Source organism: Parabacteroides massiliensis (assembly GCF_900155425.1).
Lineage (GTDB): Bacteria > Bacteroidota > Bacteroidia > Bacteroidales > Tannerellaceae > Parabacteroides > Parabacteroides massiliensis.
Genome location: NZ_LT700191.1, coordinates 1,396,541 through 1,414,505, shown reverse-complemented (window position 1 = coordinate 1,414,505; position 17,965 = coordinate 1,396,541). Strand labels below are relative to the sequence as shown.

16 protein-coding genes are annotated in these 17,965 nt (G+C 43.1%); 6 read left to right on the top strand and 10 right to left on the bottom strand.

All coding sequences use genetic code 11. The features are described from left to right. The first annotated feature begins 189 nt into the window (after nt 1–189). A complete protein-coding gene (locus BQ9893_RS16885; RefSeq protein WP_244155011.1) occupies nt 190–822 on the top strand; it encodes a transposase in 633 nt (210 codons plus the stop codon). A gap of 33 nt (nt 823–855) precedes the next feature. Here the strand turns inward: BQ9893_RS16885 and BQ9893_RS16880 are convergent, their stop codons facing one another. From BQ9893_RS16880 to BQ9893_RS16855, 6 genes are all read right to left on the bottom strand, one after another. Beyond that, nucleotides 856–2,214 (bottom strand): TIGR00341 family protein, encoded by a 1,359-nt coding sequence (locus BQ9893_RS16880; RefSeq protein WP_075967008.1) that lies wholly within the window; start codon nt 2,212–2,214, stop codon nt 856–858. A 263-nt stretch (nt 2,215–2,477) separates the two neighbouring features. Beyond that, entirely contained in the window at nt 2,478–3,986 is a 1,509-nt protein-coding gene (locus BQ9893_RS16875; protein WP_075967007.1) for a lipopolysaccharide biosynthesis protein, read from the bottom strand. A 20-nt stretch (nt 3,987–4,006) separates the two neighbouring features. Then, nucleotides 4,007–5,032 (bottom strand): Holliday junction branch migration DNA helicase RuvB, encoded by a 1,026-nt coding sequence (gene ruvB, locus BQ9893_RS16870; protein ID WP_075967006.1) that lies wholly within the window; start codon nt 5,030–5,032, stop codon nt 4,007–4,009. 96 nt (nt 5,033–5,128) lie between these two features. Beyond that, entirely contained in the window at nt 5,129–6,085 is a 957-nt protein-coding gene (locus BQ9893_RS16865) for an Rpn family recombination-promoting nuclease/putative transposase (RefSeq protein WP_075967005.1), read from the bottom strand. Between the two features lie 207 nt (nt 6,086–6,292). Next, nucleotides 6,293–6,745 carry a hypothetical protein gene (locus tag BQ9893_RS16860; RefSeq protein ID WP_075967004.1) on the bottom strand — a complete coding sequence of 151 codons (453 nt, stop codon included), beginning with the start codon at nt 6,743–6,745 and terminating at the stop codon, nt 6,293–6,295. A 43-nt stretch (nt 6,746–6,788) separates the two neighbouring features. After that, entirely contained in the window at nt 6,789–7,397 is a 609-nt protein-coding gene (locus BQ9893_RS16855; protein WP_075967003.1) for a hypothetical protein, read from the bottom strand. Nucleotides 7,398–7,707: 310 nt separating this feature from the next. Between BQ9893_RS16855 and BQ9893_RS16850 the strand changes: the two genes are divergently transcribed. Then, entirely contained in the window at nt 7,708–8,880 is a 1,173-nt protein-coding gene (locus BQ9893_RS16850) for an ATP-binding protein (RefSeq protein ID WP_075967428.1), read from the top strand. 220 nt (nt 8,881–9,100) lie between these two features. Here BQ9893_RS16850 and BQ9893_RS16845 read toward each other — a convergent pair whose 3' ends face one another. The 4 genes from BQ9893_RS16845 to BQ9893_RS16830 form a co-directional block, all read right to left on the bottom strand. Then, the gene (locus BQ9893_RS16845) at nt 9,101–9,565 is read right to left on the bottom strand and encodes a DUF4827 family protein (RefSeq protein ID WP_167369882.1); all 465 of its coding nucleotides are present in this window, start codon (nt 9,563–9,565) and stop codon (nt 9,101–9,103) included. A gap of 130 nt (nt 9,566–9,695) precedes the next feature. Next, nucleotides 9,696–10,472: a hypothetical protein gene (locus BQ9893_RS16840; RefSeq protein WP_139322619.1), complete on the bottom strand. Its 777-nt coding sequence runs from the start codon at nt 10,470–10,472 to the stop codon at nt 9,696–9,698. Nucleotides 10,473–10,565: 93 nt separating this feature from the next. Then, nucleotides 10,566–10,922, bottom strand: coding sequence for a DUF3244 domain-containing protein (locus BQ9893_RS16835; RefSeq protein ID WP_075967000.1), 357 nt, complete (start codon nt 10,920–10,922; stop codon nt 10,566–10,568). Between the two features lie 255 nt (nt 10,923–11,177). Then, on the bottom strand, nt 11,178–12,467 hold the full coding sequence (locus BQ9893_RS16830; RefSeq protein ID WP_244155166.1) for a tetratricopeptide repeat protein: 1,290 nt from the start codon (nt 12,465–12,467) through the stop codon (nt 11,178–11,180). Between the two features lie 873 nt (nt 12,468–13,340). On the opposite strand from BQ9893_RS16830, the gene BQ9893_RS16820 reads away from it, so the two are divergent. From BQ9893_RS16820 to BQ9893_RS16805, 4 genes are read left to right on the top strand one after another with little or no spacing between them, the layout of a single operon-like run. Further along, entirely contained in the window at nt 13,341–14,555 is a 1,215-nt protein-coding gene (locus BQ9893_RS16820; RefSeq protein ID WP_075967426.1) for an ROK family transcriptional regulator, read from the top strand. A 33-nt stretch (nt 14,556–14,588) separates the two neighbouring features. After that, nucleotides 14,589–15,506 (top strand): dihydrodipicolinate synthase family protein, encoded by a 918-nt coding sequence (locus BQ9893_RS16815; protein ID WP_075966998.1) that lies wholly within the window; start codon nt 14,589–14,591, stop codon nt 15,504–15,506. 11 nt (nt 15,507–15,517) lie between these two features. Continuing rightward, entirely contained in the window at nt 15,518–16,714 is a 1,197-nt protein-coding gene (locus tag BQ9893_RS16810) for an AGE family epimerase/isomerase (protein WP_075966997.1), read from the top strand. Further along, the gene (locus tag BQ9893_RS16805; protein WP_075967425.1) at nt 16,714–17,961 is read left to right on the top strand and encodes an MFS transporter; all 1,248 of its coding nucleotides are present in this window, start codon (nt 16,714–16,716) and stop codon (nt 17,959–17,961) included. The genes BQ9893_RS16810 and BQ9893_RS16805 overlap by 1 nt, the downstream gene beginning before the upstream one ends. Nucleotides 17,962–17,965: the final 4 nt, after the last annotated feature.

The window sequence follows — 17,965 nt, the reverse complement described above, 5'->3', positions numbered from 1 at the left end:
CACTGCCAGAGATTCAGTAACAATTCCAATCCTGAGTTTACGGATGAGGAGGTTCTTACCATCTATCTGTTCTGCGGGTACTGCCAGAGATACTTCAACATCAAGGAGATACATACCTTCGCTAAGGAGTATCTGTCATCATGGTTTCCAAAATTGCCGTCTTATCAAACGTTTTGCGTACGCCTAAATATGCTTTCAGAAACATTTAAGGTGCTGGTGGAAACCATGATACAATCATTCAAGCCCAAGGATTGCGACTCCATTATATCCATTGTCGATTCTATGCCGATAGTGACCTGTAAAGGGAAAAACCGAGAGGGGAAAGTAGCTACGGAGATAACATCAAAAGGGTATTGCTCCACTAAGAACATGTACTACTATGGCATGAAACTGCATATGGTAGGACAGCGTAGGGAGGGAACCTTACCTTTTCCGGAAATGATAACTCTGACACCGGCTTCGGACAACGACCTGACCGTATTCAAAAGCGAATGCGTGCCATACCTATCCGGAAAGACGGTGCTTGCAGACAAGATTTACAGCGATTTCTCTTTCTTTAATGAGAACAATCCGGTTAAAGTGCTTACTCCGCATAAAGAGATTAAAGGGGAACCGGAAGTTCTCAAACAGAGGGAGAAAGCTGCAAGAGACCTTTTCTCGCAAGCCGTTTCTAAAGTCAGACAACCTATCGAATCCTTTTTCAACTGGCTGAATGAAAAAACAGAAATTCAAAGAGCATCTAAAGTAAGAGCTACCAAAGGGCTGTTGGTACATACCTTTGGAAAGTTGGCTATTGCTCTACTTACATTTGTTAATTTTTAATTTTTGAATCAGAAAGCCAACTGCTGATTCGCATTATTCAATAATTAATTTGATTTTCTTTTGTTCTACACGTGCGGCAAGCCATTTCTTGATCTTTTCCTGTTCTGCCCCATCTACTTTTTCTTTACTTTTCAGATAAACCAACAGGACTGTATCGGGTTTAATGCTATCCATATCCATCAGATAGGTATGCGCACAAGAGACTTCTTTGACATAAGGGAAAAGAACTTTCATTTCCGGCATCAGCTCGGACGTAAGATGATTGTAGCTGTGATATTTGTTCAAGTCGCGTTTCAGCGAATCGATCTGTACGGACTGCGCCCGGAGAACTTCTTCGCTATTTTTATACAAGTCCTGCATCAGCAGGCTTTTCAACTCGTTGATGTCTGTGGTTTCCTGTCCGAATCCCTGCTGTACGACAAGGTCTACGTTTTTCAGGCCGTATTTCGGCATCTTGGCACGAGCATTCGCAATCATCGTCTCCGGCACAATCTCACCGATCAGGACAACTTTCACCTCTCTCTTGTCGCTGGTGTCGGTCACCGTCTTGTTCAATATCTGCGTGTTCGGAAAACTCAGTTCATCCGCGATGAACGTCCGCACCCGGTCGTTGAAATAACTGGTCCGGATCAGGTTGTAGCTCAAAAAAAGACTCGGAACGATGGTAAAGAAGACAATCACCCCGACATATCGTGTCACTATCTTCTCGCGTTGCTTGTCCAAAAAAACTTTCTTCGGATATTTCAGCAAGCGGACCACCATATAGGTAGCCAGGCTGATAAACACCGTATTGATAAAATAAAGATAGAAAGCACCGAAGAAATAATACAGATTACCACTCGCCAATCCGAATCCGGCCGTACAAAGCGGTGGCATCAAAGCCGTAGCGATCGCTACGCCGGGAATCACATTTCCTTTGCTCTTGGTCGAACTGGCCACGATCCCTGCCAGACCGCCAAAGAAAGCGATCAGCACATCGTAGACGGTAGGCTGCGTACGGGCCAACAACTCGCTCTGCGCCTCACTGATCGGAGAGATCAGAAAAAAGAGCGTCGAAGTGATGACACTGAACACCGTCGCCGTAGCGAAATTGCGGAAAGAACGCTTGATCAGGTCAAAATCGGAAATTCCCAACCCAAGGCCGAACCCCATAATAGGCCCCATCAGAGGAGAGATCAACATCGCACCGATAATCACCGCCGTCGAGTTCGTATTCAAACCCAACGAAGCAACGAAAGTCGCAAAGATCAGAACCCAGAGGTTCGTACCCTTAAACTCTACGCCTTTCTTGATAGACTCGATTGTTTCGAGTTCATCCTCTTTTTCCTGGCGGACACCGAAATTACGGACAAAAAAGTCCCTAATTTGCTTGTGCAGTAATCCTTTTTCCATCCTATAAAAATCAATGTTTGTATGCGAACATCCCATTAAAGTCCCCTATAATGGACGACACTCTCTGACAACCGTTTTATCATATCGCCTAAATCGCACAAAGATAGAAATAGTATCTCTAAATAAAAAATAAGAGCTGTGAACATAAAATAAGCGGATCAAATCTCACGATAATTATTGATTTTCAATTAACTTTGCAAAACACACAGGAGCATAAACAACAACAAACATTCTCAATTAATACCTACAAATAGCCGACGGGGTCAAATATTCTTAGATGTAAACCTTTTCCCGATATAAGGCAATTCGCTTAACGGAAGATCGCGTTTGATGATGATTGCCAGGAAAATCAGAAGCAGAACCGTGCGATAGCCCAAGCGGAGTATCTCCGAATCGATCCGGGGCAACATCCCGGCGACATAGAATAAAGCCACTAATATGCCGTAAATAACGGCTGATTTTATATCATATTGAATCGGAAACTTCTTCTGCCCGATCACATAAGAAAGGATCATCATCAGCAAGTTACTGGCAAAAGAAGCCCACGCACAAGCCATATACCCGTAAACCGGTGCCAGCAGCACGATCATCAGCACCGTCACCACACAACCGATCGTCGAAAAGTAAGCTCCCCACTGCGTCTGGTCGATCAGCTTATACCAGAACGACAGGTTGAAATAGATCCCGAAGAACAGTTCACCCAACATCACGATCGGCACGACACGCAATCCGGGATAATATTCCACCGGTACGATATACTTCAATATATCCAGGTAAAACATCACCCCTAAAAAGATCATCAGGGAAAAGATAATAAAAAACTTCATCGCCTCCGAATAAGCCCGCGTATTATTGTCGCTCTTATTCTTGGCAAAAATAAACGGCTCGTAGGCATACCGGAACGCCTGGATAAACATCACCATCACAACAGCCACCTTGAAACAGGCGCCATAAATTCCTAACTGGGTATTCGCATAGTCTTTGTCTGCAAACAGGAAAGGAAACAGAATCTTATCCGCCGTCTGGTTGAAGATACCGGCAATCCCTAAAATCAGGATCGGGAACGAGTATTTCAACATCTGTTTCAACAACACGAAACTGGCTTTCTCGCGCAATCCGGGTATCATATCCGGCACTAAAAGCAAGAATGTCACCACCGAAGTAGCCACATTGCTGACAAAAATATATTCCACCTGATAGCCGGGCACATAAAACCAACTGATCAATCCCGGAACATGTTCATACAGCCACGGGCAAACTATCAGGAAGAATATCACCAATATAATATTCAGGAATATGTTCAACAGCTTGATCACTGCAAAACGAACCGCCTTCCCCTGATACCGGAGGAAAGCAAACGGAATGCAACAGAAAGCATCCACCGCCACGATCCCCGCCATCATCCCGATATATTCAGGGTGCGTACCATATCCTAAGAAGTTGCTGATCGGAGTCAGCGCACTGAACACAAACACCATAAACAGGACGGATGTGAACGCCAGACTGAACAATGTCGTCGCGTATACCCTCATCGGGAGCTTGATCTCTTTCTTGTTCATAAACCGGAAAAAGCCGGTCTCCATCCCATACGTCAAGATCACCATCAACAAAGCTGTCCAGGCATACAGATTCGTCACAATCCCGAAATCGCTCTCGGTAGCCAGCACACGCGTATACATCGGCACCAACATCCAGTTCAGGAACTTCCCGACAATGCTGCTGACGCCATAAATTGCGGTCTCTCCTGCGAGCCGCTTCATTCCTCCTGCCATAACTTAAAAACAATTGACAATTAAAATAATGAGCTTTGTATTCCGTCGGGACGAAGCCGTCCCAAATGGGCATAAGCCAACTCCGTCACCTCGCGACCACGGGGCGTACGTTTGATAAAGCCTTCTTTGATAAGGAAAGGCTCGTAAACTTCTTCCAGTGTTCCAGGGTCTTCTCCCAGAGCAGTCGCGATAGTTGTCAGTCCTACCGGTCCGCCATTAAACTTGTCGATGATAGTCGTCAGTAACTTATTGTCGATCTGGTCCAAGCCGTAGCGGTCAATGTTCAGTGCCTCCAAAGCATAACAGGAAATCGCCTTATCGATCTCCCCGGACCCTTTCACCTGTGCGAAATCACGCACACGACGCAGCAACGCATTCGCTATACGGGGCGTACCACGGCTACGGGAGGCTATCTCACGTGCCGCGCTCAGTTCGCATTTCACATTCAGAATATCGGCACTGCGAAGTACAATCTTCGTCAGCGTCTCCATCTCATAATATTCGAGGTGCATATTAATCCCGAAACGTGCCCTAAGAGGACTTGTCAGCAAACCGCTGCGAGTCGTCGCCCCCACCAGTGTAAAGGGAGCTAAGTCGATCTGGATGGAACGAGCGCTCGGCCCTTTATCGATCATGATATCGATCCGGTAATCTTCCATCGCCGAATACAGATATTCTTCCACAATCGGGCTCAACCGGTGGATCTCATCGATAAAAAGGACATCATTCTTCTCCAGCGAAGTCAACACTCCCGCCAGATCGCCCGGTTTATCCAGCACCGGCCCAGAAGTCACCTTGAAGCCGACTCCCAATTCATTCGCTATAATATTGGATAAGGTGGTCTTTCCCAATCCGGGAGGCCCGTGCAGCAATACATGGTCGAGCGCTTCCTTGCGCATCCGGGCTGCCATTACGAAAATCTTCAGGTTCTCAACCACTTTGGCCTGTCCGCTGAAATCCCGAAACGAAAGCGGACGAAGCGCATTCTCATACTCCCGCTCGCTCTCCGGAACCCGTGCATCCCTTATATCAAATTCATCTTCCATACTCTTATTTACTTTGACAGGCAAAGATAATAAGAATTATCAGGTTCTGAACCGGCGTCAGTTTTTTACACAAAGACTTCTATAACAAAATAATAATCAAAACCGGTCAATTTGCTCTATCTCCTCTACATCCAAACCGGTCATATCGGAAATATCAGAAACGGACATACCTTTAATTTTCATCTTTCGGGCAATTTCCACAGATCTGACATGCTCTCCTTCAGCCCGGCCTTCAACACGACCTTCAACACGACCTTCAGCACGACCTTCAGCACGGCCTTCGGCCAAACCCTCCACCCGGCCTTCAGCATGACCTTCTACTCGACCCTCCGCACGTTCCGTTAAAATATTATCACGCAATATCACGACATTATCCAAATGCCGGTAATAAGCTTTCAGCTCGTCTTTACTCAGACGGTCCAACTTCAAACGTTCGCGTGCTTCGGGTAAACCAGGAGCATTCGCTTCTTCCGGAATCTCGCCCGTATTCAGGAAATATATCCACTGTTCCAACGGGATTTTCGACCAGCGGTTGAAATCGTTCACACGCAATATATAATATTCAGGATACAGGTTGCTAACTTCGGATACCTTGAAGGTCTGTTGCTGAAACGGTGACAGTCGAAGAAGCTCATTATTATGGATACCCCGAAATTCAGTTTTGCCATGATAGACTATATCCGTGCCGCTACCTAACGAGAAATAAACGATATTGATGCTATAGACCTTACGGATAGACTCGTACCCTTGACCTCGGTTGAGGTATTCGGTCACCAGTTTGGACACACCGAACAACATCCGCTGGAAATAGGCATACTCATTGTTGTTCTGTATCTCGAACAAGATCAAACGACCTTTCGAATCTTCTCCCAATATATCCACCCGGTTATATTTATCATACTCGCTTTCCTGATTGCTTTCGCTCTCCAACAGCGTCTTGATCGTGATCTCTTCACCCAATAGCGTAGTGATCAAACCTTCCAATACTGCAAAGTTTCCTTTGTCACGCAACAGGCGCTTCATCGCCCAGTCAAAACGAATATAACTCGACATAACTGACTCCTTTCTTATTTCTACAAAGAAAAGAATTTATTTATACTCTCACAATTATATAAGGCTGATTTTTCCAGCTTTATCTAAAATCCTTTTTTATCCGTCAAGGCAAATTCTTCCAACTCTCTTTTATTGGTTTGACTTTGTTGATATGACTGGAAAAATGGGGGAAAAAACCTATTCTGCGGCAATGTTTTTTATAGTATATCAGAGGACAAATTTATATCCTACGGACAATCCTAATACAGCAAATTTGTCTGTCACACAATTTTGAAAATAACTGAGACTAAAGCTAATTCGTGAAATATCAAGCCCTATCTTGCTGGCAACACCGACTTGCCCGACAGAAGCGATTCCCAAATATGGTCCGACATTGATATTCATTTTCACTTTATTGTTTATAGGCAAACGGTATTGCATATAAACAGGCAGATTGACTCCAATCCTCCAATCATCATAAGAACACGTTGATTCGGGATTGGAATAAAGCATCAGACCTGTTTGAAAATAAAAATTATTTTTCAGCGGGAAACCGATATCAGCACCGGTCTGCAAACCCCACTTATTTGAATATATAATTCCGGAATAAGGTTGTAATTCAATCCCTTTCACACTAAAAGAGAATATAAGTAACAATAGTGAGATAATTATTTTTGCCATAAAACTTATTTTTTAGAATATAACTTACTTTTTATTGAAGAAATCATTTGAATATCGGGACAAAGATGGAAACTTGCATGTCGCGAGTCCGACCGTATTTCATATAAGGAACCCCTTTCATCACATTGCAAGTACCATGCTTGTATGTCAAAGCCAAATCGAAATATTTGAAAGCATAGGCTGCTTTGACAACAACCGGCACATCAAAGGCAGATTTGATTGTGTTCCCAATCATAATATCATCCTTAAAATGAAGAGTAGGCTCAACACCTGCGCCGACCTTCAATCCTCCTACCGGATTATAATTCAGAACTCCGTTCAATGCCATGTAATTCCTTGCAAACTTACTTTGGTAACCTTTAACAGGAGCCACTTTATTGCCAATCGAGGCTATTTCACCTCGTTTCTGCCCGTATAATAAGGCTGCGTCCACTGATAAACGGTGTTTCAATTCGATTTGAAACTGATATCCCACATGAAAAGATGGTTTCATATCCGGTATATTAAATCCGGCTTTGTCTTTAGACATTGCCTTATCCTTATACCAATCCATCGAGACGCCACCGATTATTCCACTTCTCACTTTCCCTATTTGCGCGGAAACTGAGAAACACACTAAACTCAATAATAAAAACATCACACTCTTTTTCATATCAACTCTCTTTTATTGGTTTGACTTTACTATATGACAGAAAAAATGAGAAACCCCCTATCCACGAATAAAAATTCTACTACTAACACACAAAAAAAACACTTTGGCCAAGTTGATAGCTGTAAACGATGCATTGAAATGAAAAGCCAACTTTCTAAAGTCTGTCCTTCCATCCCTTGTTGCAAGGAATAAACCTGACCATTTTCAAAAAAAATCGCACGTTGCATCATGCAATTATTGACAAAAATGCACAATGGAACATGCAATTCCGTATCTTTGTAGCAAAGAAAAAGCTTAAAAGATAGCAATGATGCAGAATTTATACAGAAACTTTCGTCTTCAATTAGAATTGGTATCTACTGATTTCATCCGCTTCCTGCACGATAAAATCGCCTGGGACAGTAGACTAATAGCTATTGTCGGCTCCAGAGGAGTAGGCAAAACGACGTTATTGCTCCAACACATCAAAAAGTACGAAAAGGCTGAAGATGTACTCTATATCACTGCCGATGACTTCTATTTCACCAATCATCGTCTTTTCGATTTAGCCTACCAGTTTTACACACAAGGCGGGAAAAAACTTTTTATTGATGAAATACATAAATACAAAGGATGGTCAACCGAGATAAAAAACATTTACGACCAGATACCCGGCCTCCATGTCGTTTACACAGGATCATCCATTCTGGATTTAGAAAAAGGAGGTGCAGACTTGAGTCGAAGGAAAGTGGAGTATCACCTGCCCGGTCTCTCTTTTAGAGAATACATCAATCTTACCCAAGGATGGCAATTGCCAGCCTATCCTTTATCCGAGATAGTAGCCGGAAAAGTACAATTTCCATACGAAAAGGAACGGCCTCTTAAACTTTTCAAAAACTATCTGCAAGCGGGCTATTATCCTTTTTTCACAGAAACGGAGTATCGCTTGCGGTTAAGTAATGTTGTGAAACTCATGATAGAAACCGACATTCCGCAATTTGCCGAAATGAATGTAGCATCAGCTTTTAAACTGAAAAAATTGCTTTATGTCCTTGCCCAAAGCGTACCATTCAAGCCTAATTACACCAAATTGGAACGAAACCTAGAAATCAGCCGGAACACATTGCCCACCTATCTGCTCTACTTGGAAAAAGCCGGACTCATCAACCTGCTTCGAGAAAAAGCGAATGGCATAAAAGTATTGGAAAAGATAGACAAAATCTATCTCAACAATACAGACATCGCCTACATGTTGTCCGACACAACTCCGGATATAGGCAATATTCGTGAAACCGTCTTTTTTACTTGGATGCGTGTAGGGCATTTCATCATCTCATCCCCTATCAGCGATTTTGAAATTGACGGACGCACTTTCGAAGTCGGCGGACGAAACAAAAAACGGGCACAGATAAAAAATGCAGTTGAAGGATATATAGTAAAAGACGACATGGAATATGCCTACCAAAACGAAATCCCTTTATGGATGTTCGGCTTCATTTACTAATGGGAAACGGGGGATAAAGTAACCTTTAACGGGAGTCCTTTATTGTCAACCGAAGCAATTTCTCTCCATTCTGCTCATATAATAAGTTGGAAAAATGGGGGGAAAACCCTATTAAAAGATTAGAATTTTATCATTTGCTCATAATATGATAACTAAATAAAAAGGAAGAAAACCAAAAGCCCTCCCTTTTTATTTCTTAGTTTATATCAAGTAAATCTTATTATTTCACAAAAACAAAATCAACTCTTTCAAAGTAAATTGGAACCAAAACGGATTGTTGATATGAACTTCCTACTGCAAATGGAACAATCATACTTACAGAAGAACTATCACCTACAAATTTCATTGCCCCCATATAACCTTCTCCTAACAAATATTGATCCAGGAACGGAGATTCGTTATAAGTAAATTCTATAGGCCAATTTGCCAAATCCTTATTATTGCGAAAACCATCAAAATTAATCATGCTATCTTTTCCCAGAATGCATCCTTCAGCAAATGACTGAATCTTTGTCCCAGAAACTGGACGATTCCCATTTCCAGAATCTATCACATGAAGATAAACACCATTCTCAAGTTTCACAAATTCATTCTTATGGAAAACTCCATTACCTGGATATTCTTTCAATACAATAACTTCATGATCATTTATGAAATTATTGATAATAGCCTGTTCCTCTTCCACACAATCCTGATATGTAACCTTTTCCTGTTCACAGGAAAAGAGAAACACAATACAACAAAAAACAATCAAAAAAAATATACTATTCTTTATCATAATCATTTCACTGCATTATCCTATAAAATCAAAATCATTAGTTTTTATTGTAGAACTTAAAATTTATAGAACTTCCATCAGCTCCTGTATTTATAGAACTAAACTCCCACCAACATTTACCGCTCTCTGGAACCAAGGAAAATTGCCAATCCTTAGAACCGTTACTTGAACCAAAACCTGATTCGAGCCAAGTTCTCCACCCTTCATTTGGCACAACAAATATATCACATCTACAACTGAAAGACCAAAGGTGAGCAGACTGAACATAATACCAACTTTCTATTAAATCTTTACCCTCAAAAAAACAATTTTGACCGACATCCATCCCGCCTAAATACTGACCTATTCGTGCAGATGTACTATCGATAATTGTTGTATCTTCTGAGAAAGGTATCAACATAGGTCTTTGTTCTGCATTAACAGGCATAGACTTTCGCTTACCAGATTTTAACAATGTCGGCACAACTACCGCTTCTTTATTAGGCAAATTCATTCTAATAAAAGATTCGGGGTCTGTTTCATTTTTAGCAATTACATCATTTACTACTGCTATTTCATTTTTAAATTGGTCAAGTGATTTTTTTTCTACACCTAAAGATAGAACTTTTTCATCGCTGATAGATAACTTATATCTATAATTTTCTATTATAAGATAATTTCCCAACACAGTATAATCACTTTCTAACCGACAACTTTCTACAGACTTAGTTACCGCCAAGTCTGTTGGCGAAAGTATATCTTCTTCATTAGAGCATGAAGATATAATTATTGACATAATAAACAATAGCGAAATTGAATTAATTAATCTTTTCATCTTGATTTAATCTTTAAATTGTTATTAATAATTTCATTTGTTACAAGCATGAGGAATTGTTCTATTCTTGGCTACCGTGCCAAAATCAATTGCTTATTTTATTCCCCCATAAACCAAATTCTCACCATCTGTCACCAACAACACATCTCCTTCCTTCACCTCCTCTTCCAAAGAAATGACAACCGAAGGCTTCGCCTCTACAGATTGTTTATACACTTCCTCTCCTTCTGAATTTGTTACAATCACTTCGACCGTTCCCAAATTAACGGAAAACTCCAACAATAAATCTTTGTTGTTGTCTTCAACCCATACCTGAATAGGTAGTTTAGGAATAATAGATTTAGGAGTAGTATTCCATTTTCCTTCCAGATTTATTCGTTTCTTGGCAAAGCAAGGAAACGAAAGTGTTGCTATTAATAGCACATACCCAATTTTTCTAAATGCATTCATAAAAATTTGTTGGGTGCAAACATAGAAGAAACCAGAAAATACAGCAAATCAGGATATGGACAGAATCTATTCTACTATGGACAAAATCATCTTACACAAAGATATATACACTGATAATTAGCAATATATTTTTGTGTAATTAATTTATATAGACAGCTACAAATCCTATTCAACGTTCTATTACAACCTATTAATCAGTCATTTACAAATAGAGACAATAAAAATTGTCCCTATTTTAATACAAATTCCAAACTTCTACCACCCTTTTTGAAGAATGGTCTCATTTATATCGCTTCCTTTTTGACCCGGACATAGTTTCTGCCGGGTACGACTTCGGAACTTGTTGGCTGAGTCGGAACTGACTCCTAAAAGAATAGCCTCTTCACTTAAACACAAATTAAGAAAACTAAGATAGCAAATCTTGGTTTCTGTTTTTGTCAGCCCCAACGTGTTTTCTTTCATGAAAACACAGGTGTTCGGGAAAAAGGAATCGATCAGATGAATCAGGCTTTTCCACTCCCTTTCGCTTAGTTTCTGTTCACTACCTGGCTCTACTTTCCGACATTGCTCTTTGAGTGTTTTAAATAAAGAAGACTGTCTCAATTTTTCAAATCTCAACATTATGATTTCTTTCTTATATTCACTCGTATCCTCATGTGCGGCAGCTTTTCTTTCCATCTCTGCCGTTAACTCTTGGAGACGGTCTTCCAATTCTGTTTTCTGTTTCTTATGACGACTTTTTTCTTCTTCTAAAAACTTTTTCCGCCGGTCTATTTCAAGAAGCCTCTTCTTATCTCGTATCTGATAGCCCACTACCAACAAAAGGCAAACGATCACAGCCAATGCAAACAATAACAGTTTCTCCTCAACAAGTTTTTTATTGTCTTGAACAACAGTCGTAACATCATGCCGCTTCTCAGCATCGATAATGTCTACTTGCTTTTGCTTATCATACAAAGAATCTTTCTTTTCCTGATATTGTTCCAAATAGGAAAGGGCTTTTTCCGTGTCACCGGCATCCTTTTCAATTAGATAACCTAGATAAAACCGATCCACCAAAGTATACGGATTCGCTGGCGCTCCTGTCACCTTTGCCAAATAACACCGGGCTGAATCAAGAATGTTTTCATCATAATAAAGACTACTTAAAGCCAAGTAAGTTGGAGCCTGATATATCGTATCCGAATTTAAACTTTTGATAAAATAACTCTTTGATTTCTCTATATCCCCCATCAGATTATAAATATTACCCAAGCCATTAGCAATGACTCCAATTCCGGCCGAATCCCGAAGCTTTGTAATAACAGAATCCGCTCTCAACATATAGCAAAGCACCAACGACAAAGAATCGTCAAATGCCCATGTTTTAGCCACATCTCGCAGGGCAAAGGCATAACTCCGCTCATTACCGGCCTGCTTAAAAAATTCTGCCGCTTCTTCAAACTTCCTCCGCTCTTCACTTCTTTGCTTCGTGTAGGTGTACAAATCCGCCATATAACTACAAATGTATCCTGCCACATCATATAAACGCTTCTCTTTTGCCAACCCCAACGCCTCTGAATAAGCCTTCATTGCCGGGACAAAAAGCTTATCTTTCACATACGAACGCCCTAAGTAAAGCCCTATCCAAGCCTGTTCTTCTACCGAACCATGATTTTTGAACCAAGACAATGCCCGGTCGAGTTGTTCGGTATATAGCATATCTTCAGACAATTTGTCCGCCGCCCGGCAATACAGCATACACCAACGGGCAAACTGTCGTTCGTTCAACCTATCGGGTGTTTCTATCTTATTTAATAATGTATAGGAACTATCTGGATTTGCCTCTAAAAGTATTTCTGACCGGTCCATCGTTTCCGATACGGTACGGTCTCCTACACACGAAAAGAATGGGCAGACGGATGACAAGATTAGTAAGAGCATTTTTTCATACGGATATATTGTTAGATCGGTTGTTTTCTGTGGAAAGATACGCTTTTTTATAATCGGAACACGACTTTCGAATGCAAAACTTTTTGTCATACTTGGCTTATTGTATCATTTCCCAGAATACCCGTTGGTCTGAATCGAAACAGTAGTGCATGAAATTTGATTTTATACCCCATATTTTTCAAATTATCCGCAAGGGTAATATTTTTTAAGAAACATAGTATTTGATAAAAGCACTGAATATTAGCATGATACGTATATTTACCTTTTAAAGCGGGGTTACTGTATTTTTCATCATATATGAACCGCCTGGAATGGGTCGCTTTTCGGCAGTTTTGCAGTTCTCTTTCCTGCACGGCAACGAGTGTAAGAGACAAATATGGAATAGGTGGCAGATTTATTTGATTTTTTTATTTTCACAATCCTATATTTGAAAAAATTTTATATACTTTTGTGGAGCTATATCATTATTATAACATCCTAATGGCCATGAACACAAATTTTTTATTGTCTTCCGATAATAACAACCGCAATGAGCTTCTAAAAAAGAAGATCATCCATTATTATATTGCCAATGGCGATGCGACCATCGCCGATTTGGGGCGTGAAATGGACCTGAGCATTCCAACTGTCACCAAACTGGTCGCCGAACTTCAGGATGACGGTTATATTCTGGACTTCGGAAAACAGGAAACCAGTGGAGGACGTAAACCGAATATCTATGGCCTTAATCCGGCATCCGGCTACTTTGTGGGAGTCGATATGCTTAAAGACAAGTTGAACATCGCAGCGATAGATTTCAAAGGCGACAAAGTCCTACTCGAAGAAAACATCCCCTACCGACTTGAAAATACGCCTGCCGCACTGGAACAACTCTGCAAGATTATTGACGATTTCATCACATCATTTCCTGTAGAACGGAATAAGATACTGGCAATCGGAGTCAATATTTCCGGCCGTGTAAATCCGGTATCGGGCTATAGTTACAGCATCTTCTATTTCGATGAAAAACCCCTTGCACAACTCCTTGAAGAGCGGTTGCAGACAAAGGTTTTTATCGAAAACGACAGCCGGGCCATGACCTACGGCGAATATATGAAAGGAGCCGTACAGGGAGAAAAGGACATCTTGTTCGTCAACATGACATGGGGACTGGGACTGGGCATCATCATCGACGGGAATTTATATTACGGGAAATCCGGCTTTTCCGGAGAGTTCGGACATTTCTGTATGTTCGAAAACGAAGTGCTGTGCCATTGCGGCAAGAAAGGTTGTCTTGAAACAGAGGCTTCCGGATCGGCTTTCCATCGTATCCTGGTAGAACGTTACCGGAAAGGCAGCAACACCATACTCGCCCAGAAACTGGACAGTGGAGAAGAGATCTCGCTCGGCGACCTGCTCGAAGCTGTACGGAAAGAGGATGTACTTTGTATCGACATTCTGGAAAAAATGGGCGTGAACCTGGGAAAAAGTATTGCCGGACTGATGAACATCTTCAATCCTGAGCTGGTCATACTGGGCGGAACGCTTTCATTGGCAGGCGAGTATATCAGTCTGCCGATCAAGAGTGCCATCCGCAAATATTCGCTCAATCTGGTCAATCAGGACACCGAAATCAAAATATCCAAATTAGGAGAAAGAGCGGGGGCTTTAGGAGCCTGCCTCCTATCGAGAAGCAAACTGCTTGGCATGATACATTATTAATGAATAACACAACACTATTAAATCGCGCAGATAATGGAAAAGATTAAAGGATTAATTGATGCACCTTTCACTCCGTTCTATGAAAACGGAGAAGTAAACTACGAACCGATAGAAGCATATGCCGGACTTTTGGTAAAAAACGGCTTGAAGGGAGTGTTTATCAACGGATCTTCGGGAGAAGGCTATATGCTGACCGACGAAGAGCGTATGAAACTGGCCGAAAGATGGGTGGAAGTGGCTCCTGCCGGATTCAAGGTCATTGTGCACGTAGGCAGCACGTGTGTAAAAGCAAGCCATAAATTGGCTGCACATGCCCAAAAGATCGGAGCTTGGGGAATCGGAGCCATGGCCTCTCCTTTTCCGAAAGTGAACAGGATAGAAGAATTGGTGAAATACTGCGAAGAAATCGCATCCGGAGCTCCGGAACTTCCTTTCTATTACTACCATATCCCGGCTTTCAACGGTGCATTCCTGCCGATGGTCGAGCTGCTGAAAGCGGTAGACGGACGTATCCCGAATTTCGCAGGGATCAAATATACATACGAAAGCCTTTACGAGTACAACCAGTGCCGCTTGTATAAAGACGGCAAATTCGATATGCTTCACGGGCAAGACGAAACAATCCTTCCATGCCTGGCGATGGGCGGCGCACAAGGCGGTATCGGCGGGACAACCAACTACAACGGCAAAGAGTTGACCGGAATACTCGAAGCCTGGGCAGCCGGAGACCTCGAAACGGCACGCGAACGCCAGAACTTCTCACAGGAAGTGATCAACGTGATCTGCCATTATCGTGGCAATATCGTGGGCGGCAAGCGGATCATGAAGTTGATCGGGCTCGACTTAGGTAAAAACCGGACGCCGTTCCAAAACATGACGGATGCGGAAGAGGCTGCCATGAAAGCGGAACTGGAAGCTATTCATTTTTTCGACAGATGCAATAAATTCTAATCCATAACGCCATGCACGACATTACAAAACCATCTGAATACCTCGAATATTGGGGCGAAAAATACAAAAACGATTTGTTGACCGACATTCTGCCTTTCTGGCTGAAATACGGTATCGACAAAGAGTATGGAGGCTATTTCACCTGTCTGGACCGGGACGGTTCGCTGATGGACACGAACAAATCGGTCTGGTTTCAGGGACGGTTCGCCTTTATACTCGCTTATGCTTACAACAACCTTGAAAAACGGGCCGAATGGCTGGAGGCTTGCAAAAACGGGATCGACTTCATCGAGAAATACTGTTTCGATACCGACGGCCGCATGTTTTACGAGGTGACGAAAACAGGAACTCCCGTACGAAAACGCCGATATGTATTTTCCGAAACGTTTGCCGCAATCGCAATGGCTCAATATTCGATCGCTTCGGGCGACAAGAGCTATGCCGAAAAGGCGGTCAAGCTGTTCAACCGGATTCTCTACTACAAAAACACACCGGGCGCATTAGAGCCCAAATTCAGAGAAGGGTTCGTTGCAAAAGGGCATTCTTTTTGCATGATCCTGATCGACACCGCCGCCCGCATCCGGGAAGCGATAGATGATCCTGTGCTGACACGCCAGATCGACGAATCGATAGCCGAACTGCGCCGCGACTTCATGAAGCCGGAATTTAAGGCCATTCTGGAAACGGTCGGGCCGGATGGTGAATTCATCGACTCGATCCCGGGGCGGACCATCAATCCGGGCCATTCCATCGAAACCGCCTGGTTCATCCTCGAAGAGGCCAAACACCGGAACTGGGACCCTCAGCTAAAACAGATGGGGCTCACGATCCTGGACTGGTCCTGGGAATGGGGCTGGGATAAAGTGCACGGCGGAATCACCTATTTCAGGGATTGCAAAAACCGTCCGCAACAGGAATACTGGCACGACATGAAGTTTTGGTGGCCGCAGTGCGAAGCCATCATCGCCACACTGTATGCCTATGAGGCGACTGGCGACCCGAAATACCTGGAAATGCACAAACTGATAAACGAATACACCTACGCCCGTTTCCCCGACAAGGAATACGGCGAATGGTTCGGCTATTTCCATTACGACGGGACACTCTCGCAACCGGCAAAAGGAAACATGTACAAAGGTCCGTTCCATATTCCTCGGATGCTTCTGAAATGCAATCTTCTATGTAAGGAAATCCTTTCAGGACTATGATAAGCAATAAGAAATATTATCCTTGGATCGTTGTCGCCCTGCTTTGGGGCGTGGCTTTGCTGAACTACATGGACAGACAGATGCTTTCGACCATGAAGTCTGCCATGATGATCGATATTACCGAACTGGAATCTGCCACGAATTTCGGGCGCCTGATGGCGGTATTCTTGTGGATATACGGCCTGATGAGCCCGGTCGCCGGCATGATCGCCGACCGGATCAACCGGAAATGGTTGATCGTGGGCAGCCTCTTCGTCTGGTCGTTCGTTACGCTGATGATGGGATATTCGACCGATTTCAACCAGCTCTATATTCTCCGCGCCATTATGGGGGTCAGCGAAGCCTTGTACATTCCAGCCGGACTTTCGCTGATCACGGATTACCACCAGGAGAAAACGCGGTCGTTAGCCGTCGGGATCCATATGACCGGGCTCTATACGGGACAGGCGTTGGGTGGTTTCGGCGCCACCATTGCGGGGGCATACAGTTGGGAAGCGACTTTCCATTGGTTCGGAATCATCGGAATCGCATACAGCCTTGTCCTGATCCTTTTCCTGAAAGAGAAAAAAGACCATGCCGCCGCCAGACTGGTTTCAGAGCCCGGACCGAAGGAGAATCCGGCGAAAGCAGCGATAAAAGGAATGGGAATGTTGTTCGTCAACATTTCGTTCTGGATCATCCTGCTTTATTTCGCCACATCGAGCTTGCCGGGTTGGGCGACTAAAAACTGGTTGCCGACTTTGTTCTCGGAGAACTTGTCCATCGATATGTCGGAAGCCGGGCCGTTGTCCACTTTCACGATTGCAATCTCTTCTTTCATCGGGGTGATTGCGGGCGGTATCTTGTCCGACAAATGGATCCAGCGGAATGTGCGGGGACGTATTTATACCGGTTCCATCGGGCTTGCCCTGACCATTCCGGCACTCCTGCTGTTAGGGTTCGGCGACAGCTTCGCCATGATTGTCGGCGGTGGGCTCTGTTTCGGCATCGGCTTCGGTATTTTCGATGCCAACAACATGCCGATCCTCTGCCAGTTCGTGTCGCCGCGCTACCGGGCGACAGCCTACGGTATCATGAACATGACCGGAGTCTTTGCCGGAGCGATCATCACAAAACTGTTGGGCGAATCGACGGATGCCGGTAACTTGGGCCATGATTTCGCGATGATGGCCGGCTTGGTATTCGTTGCCTTAATGGTGGAAGTCATCTTCTTACGCCCGAAAACGGTCAATATGGCCGATAAATAATTAA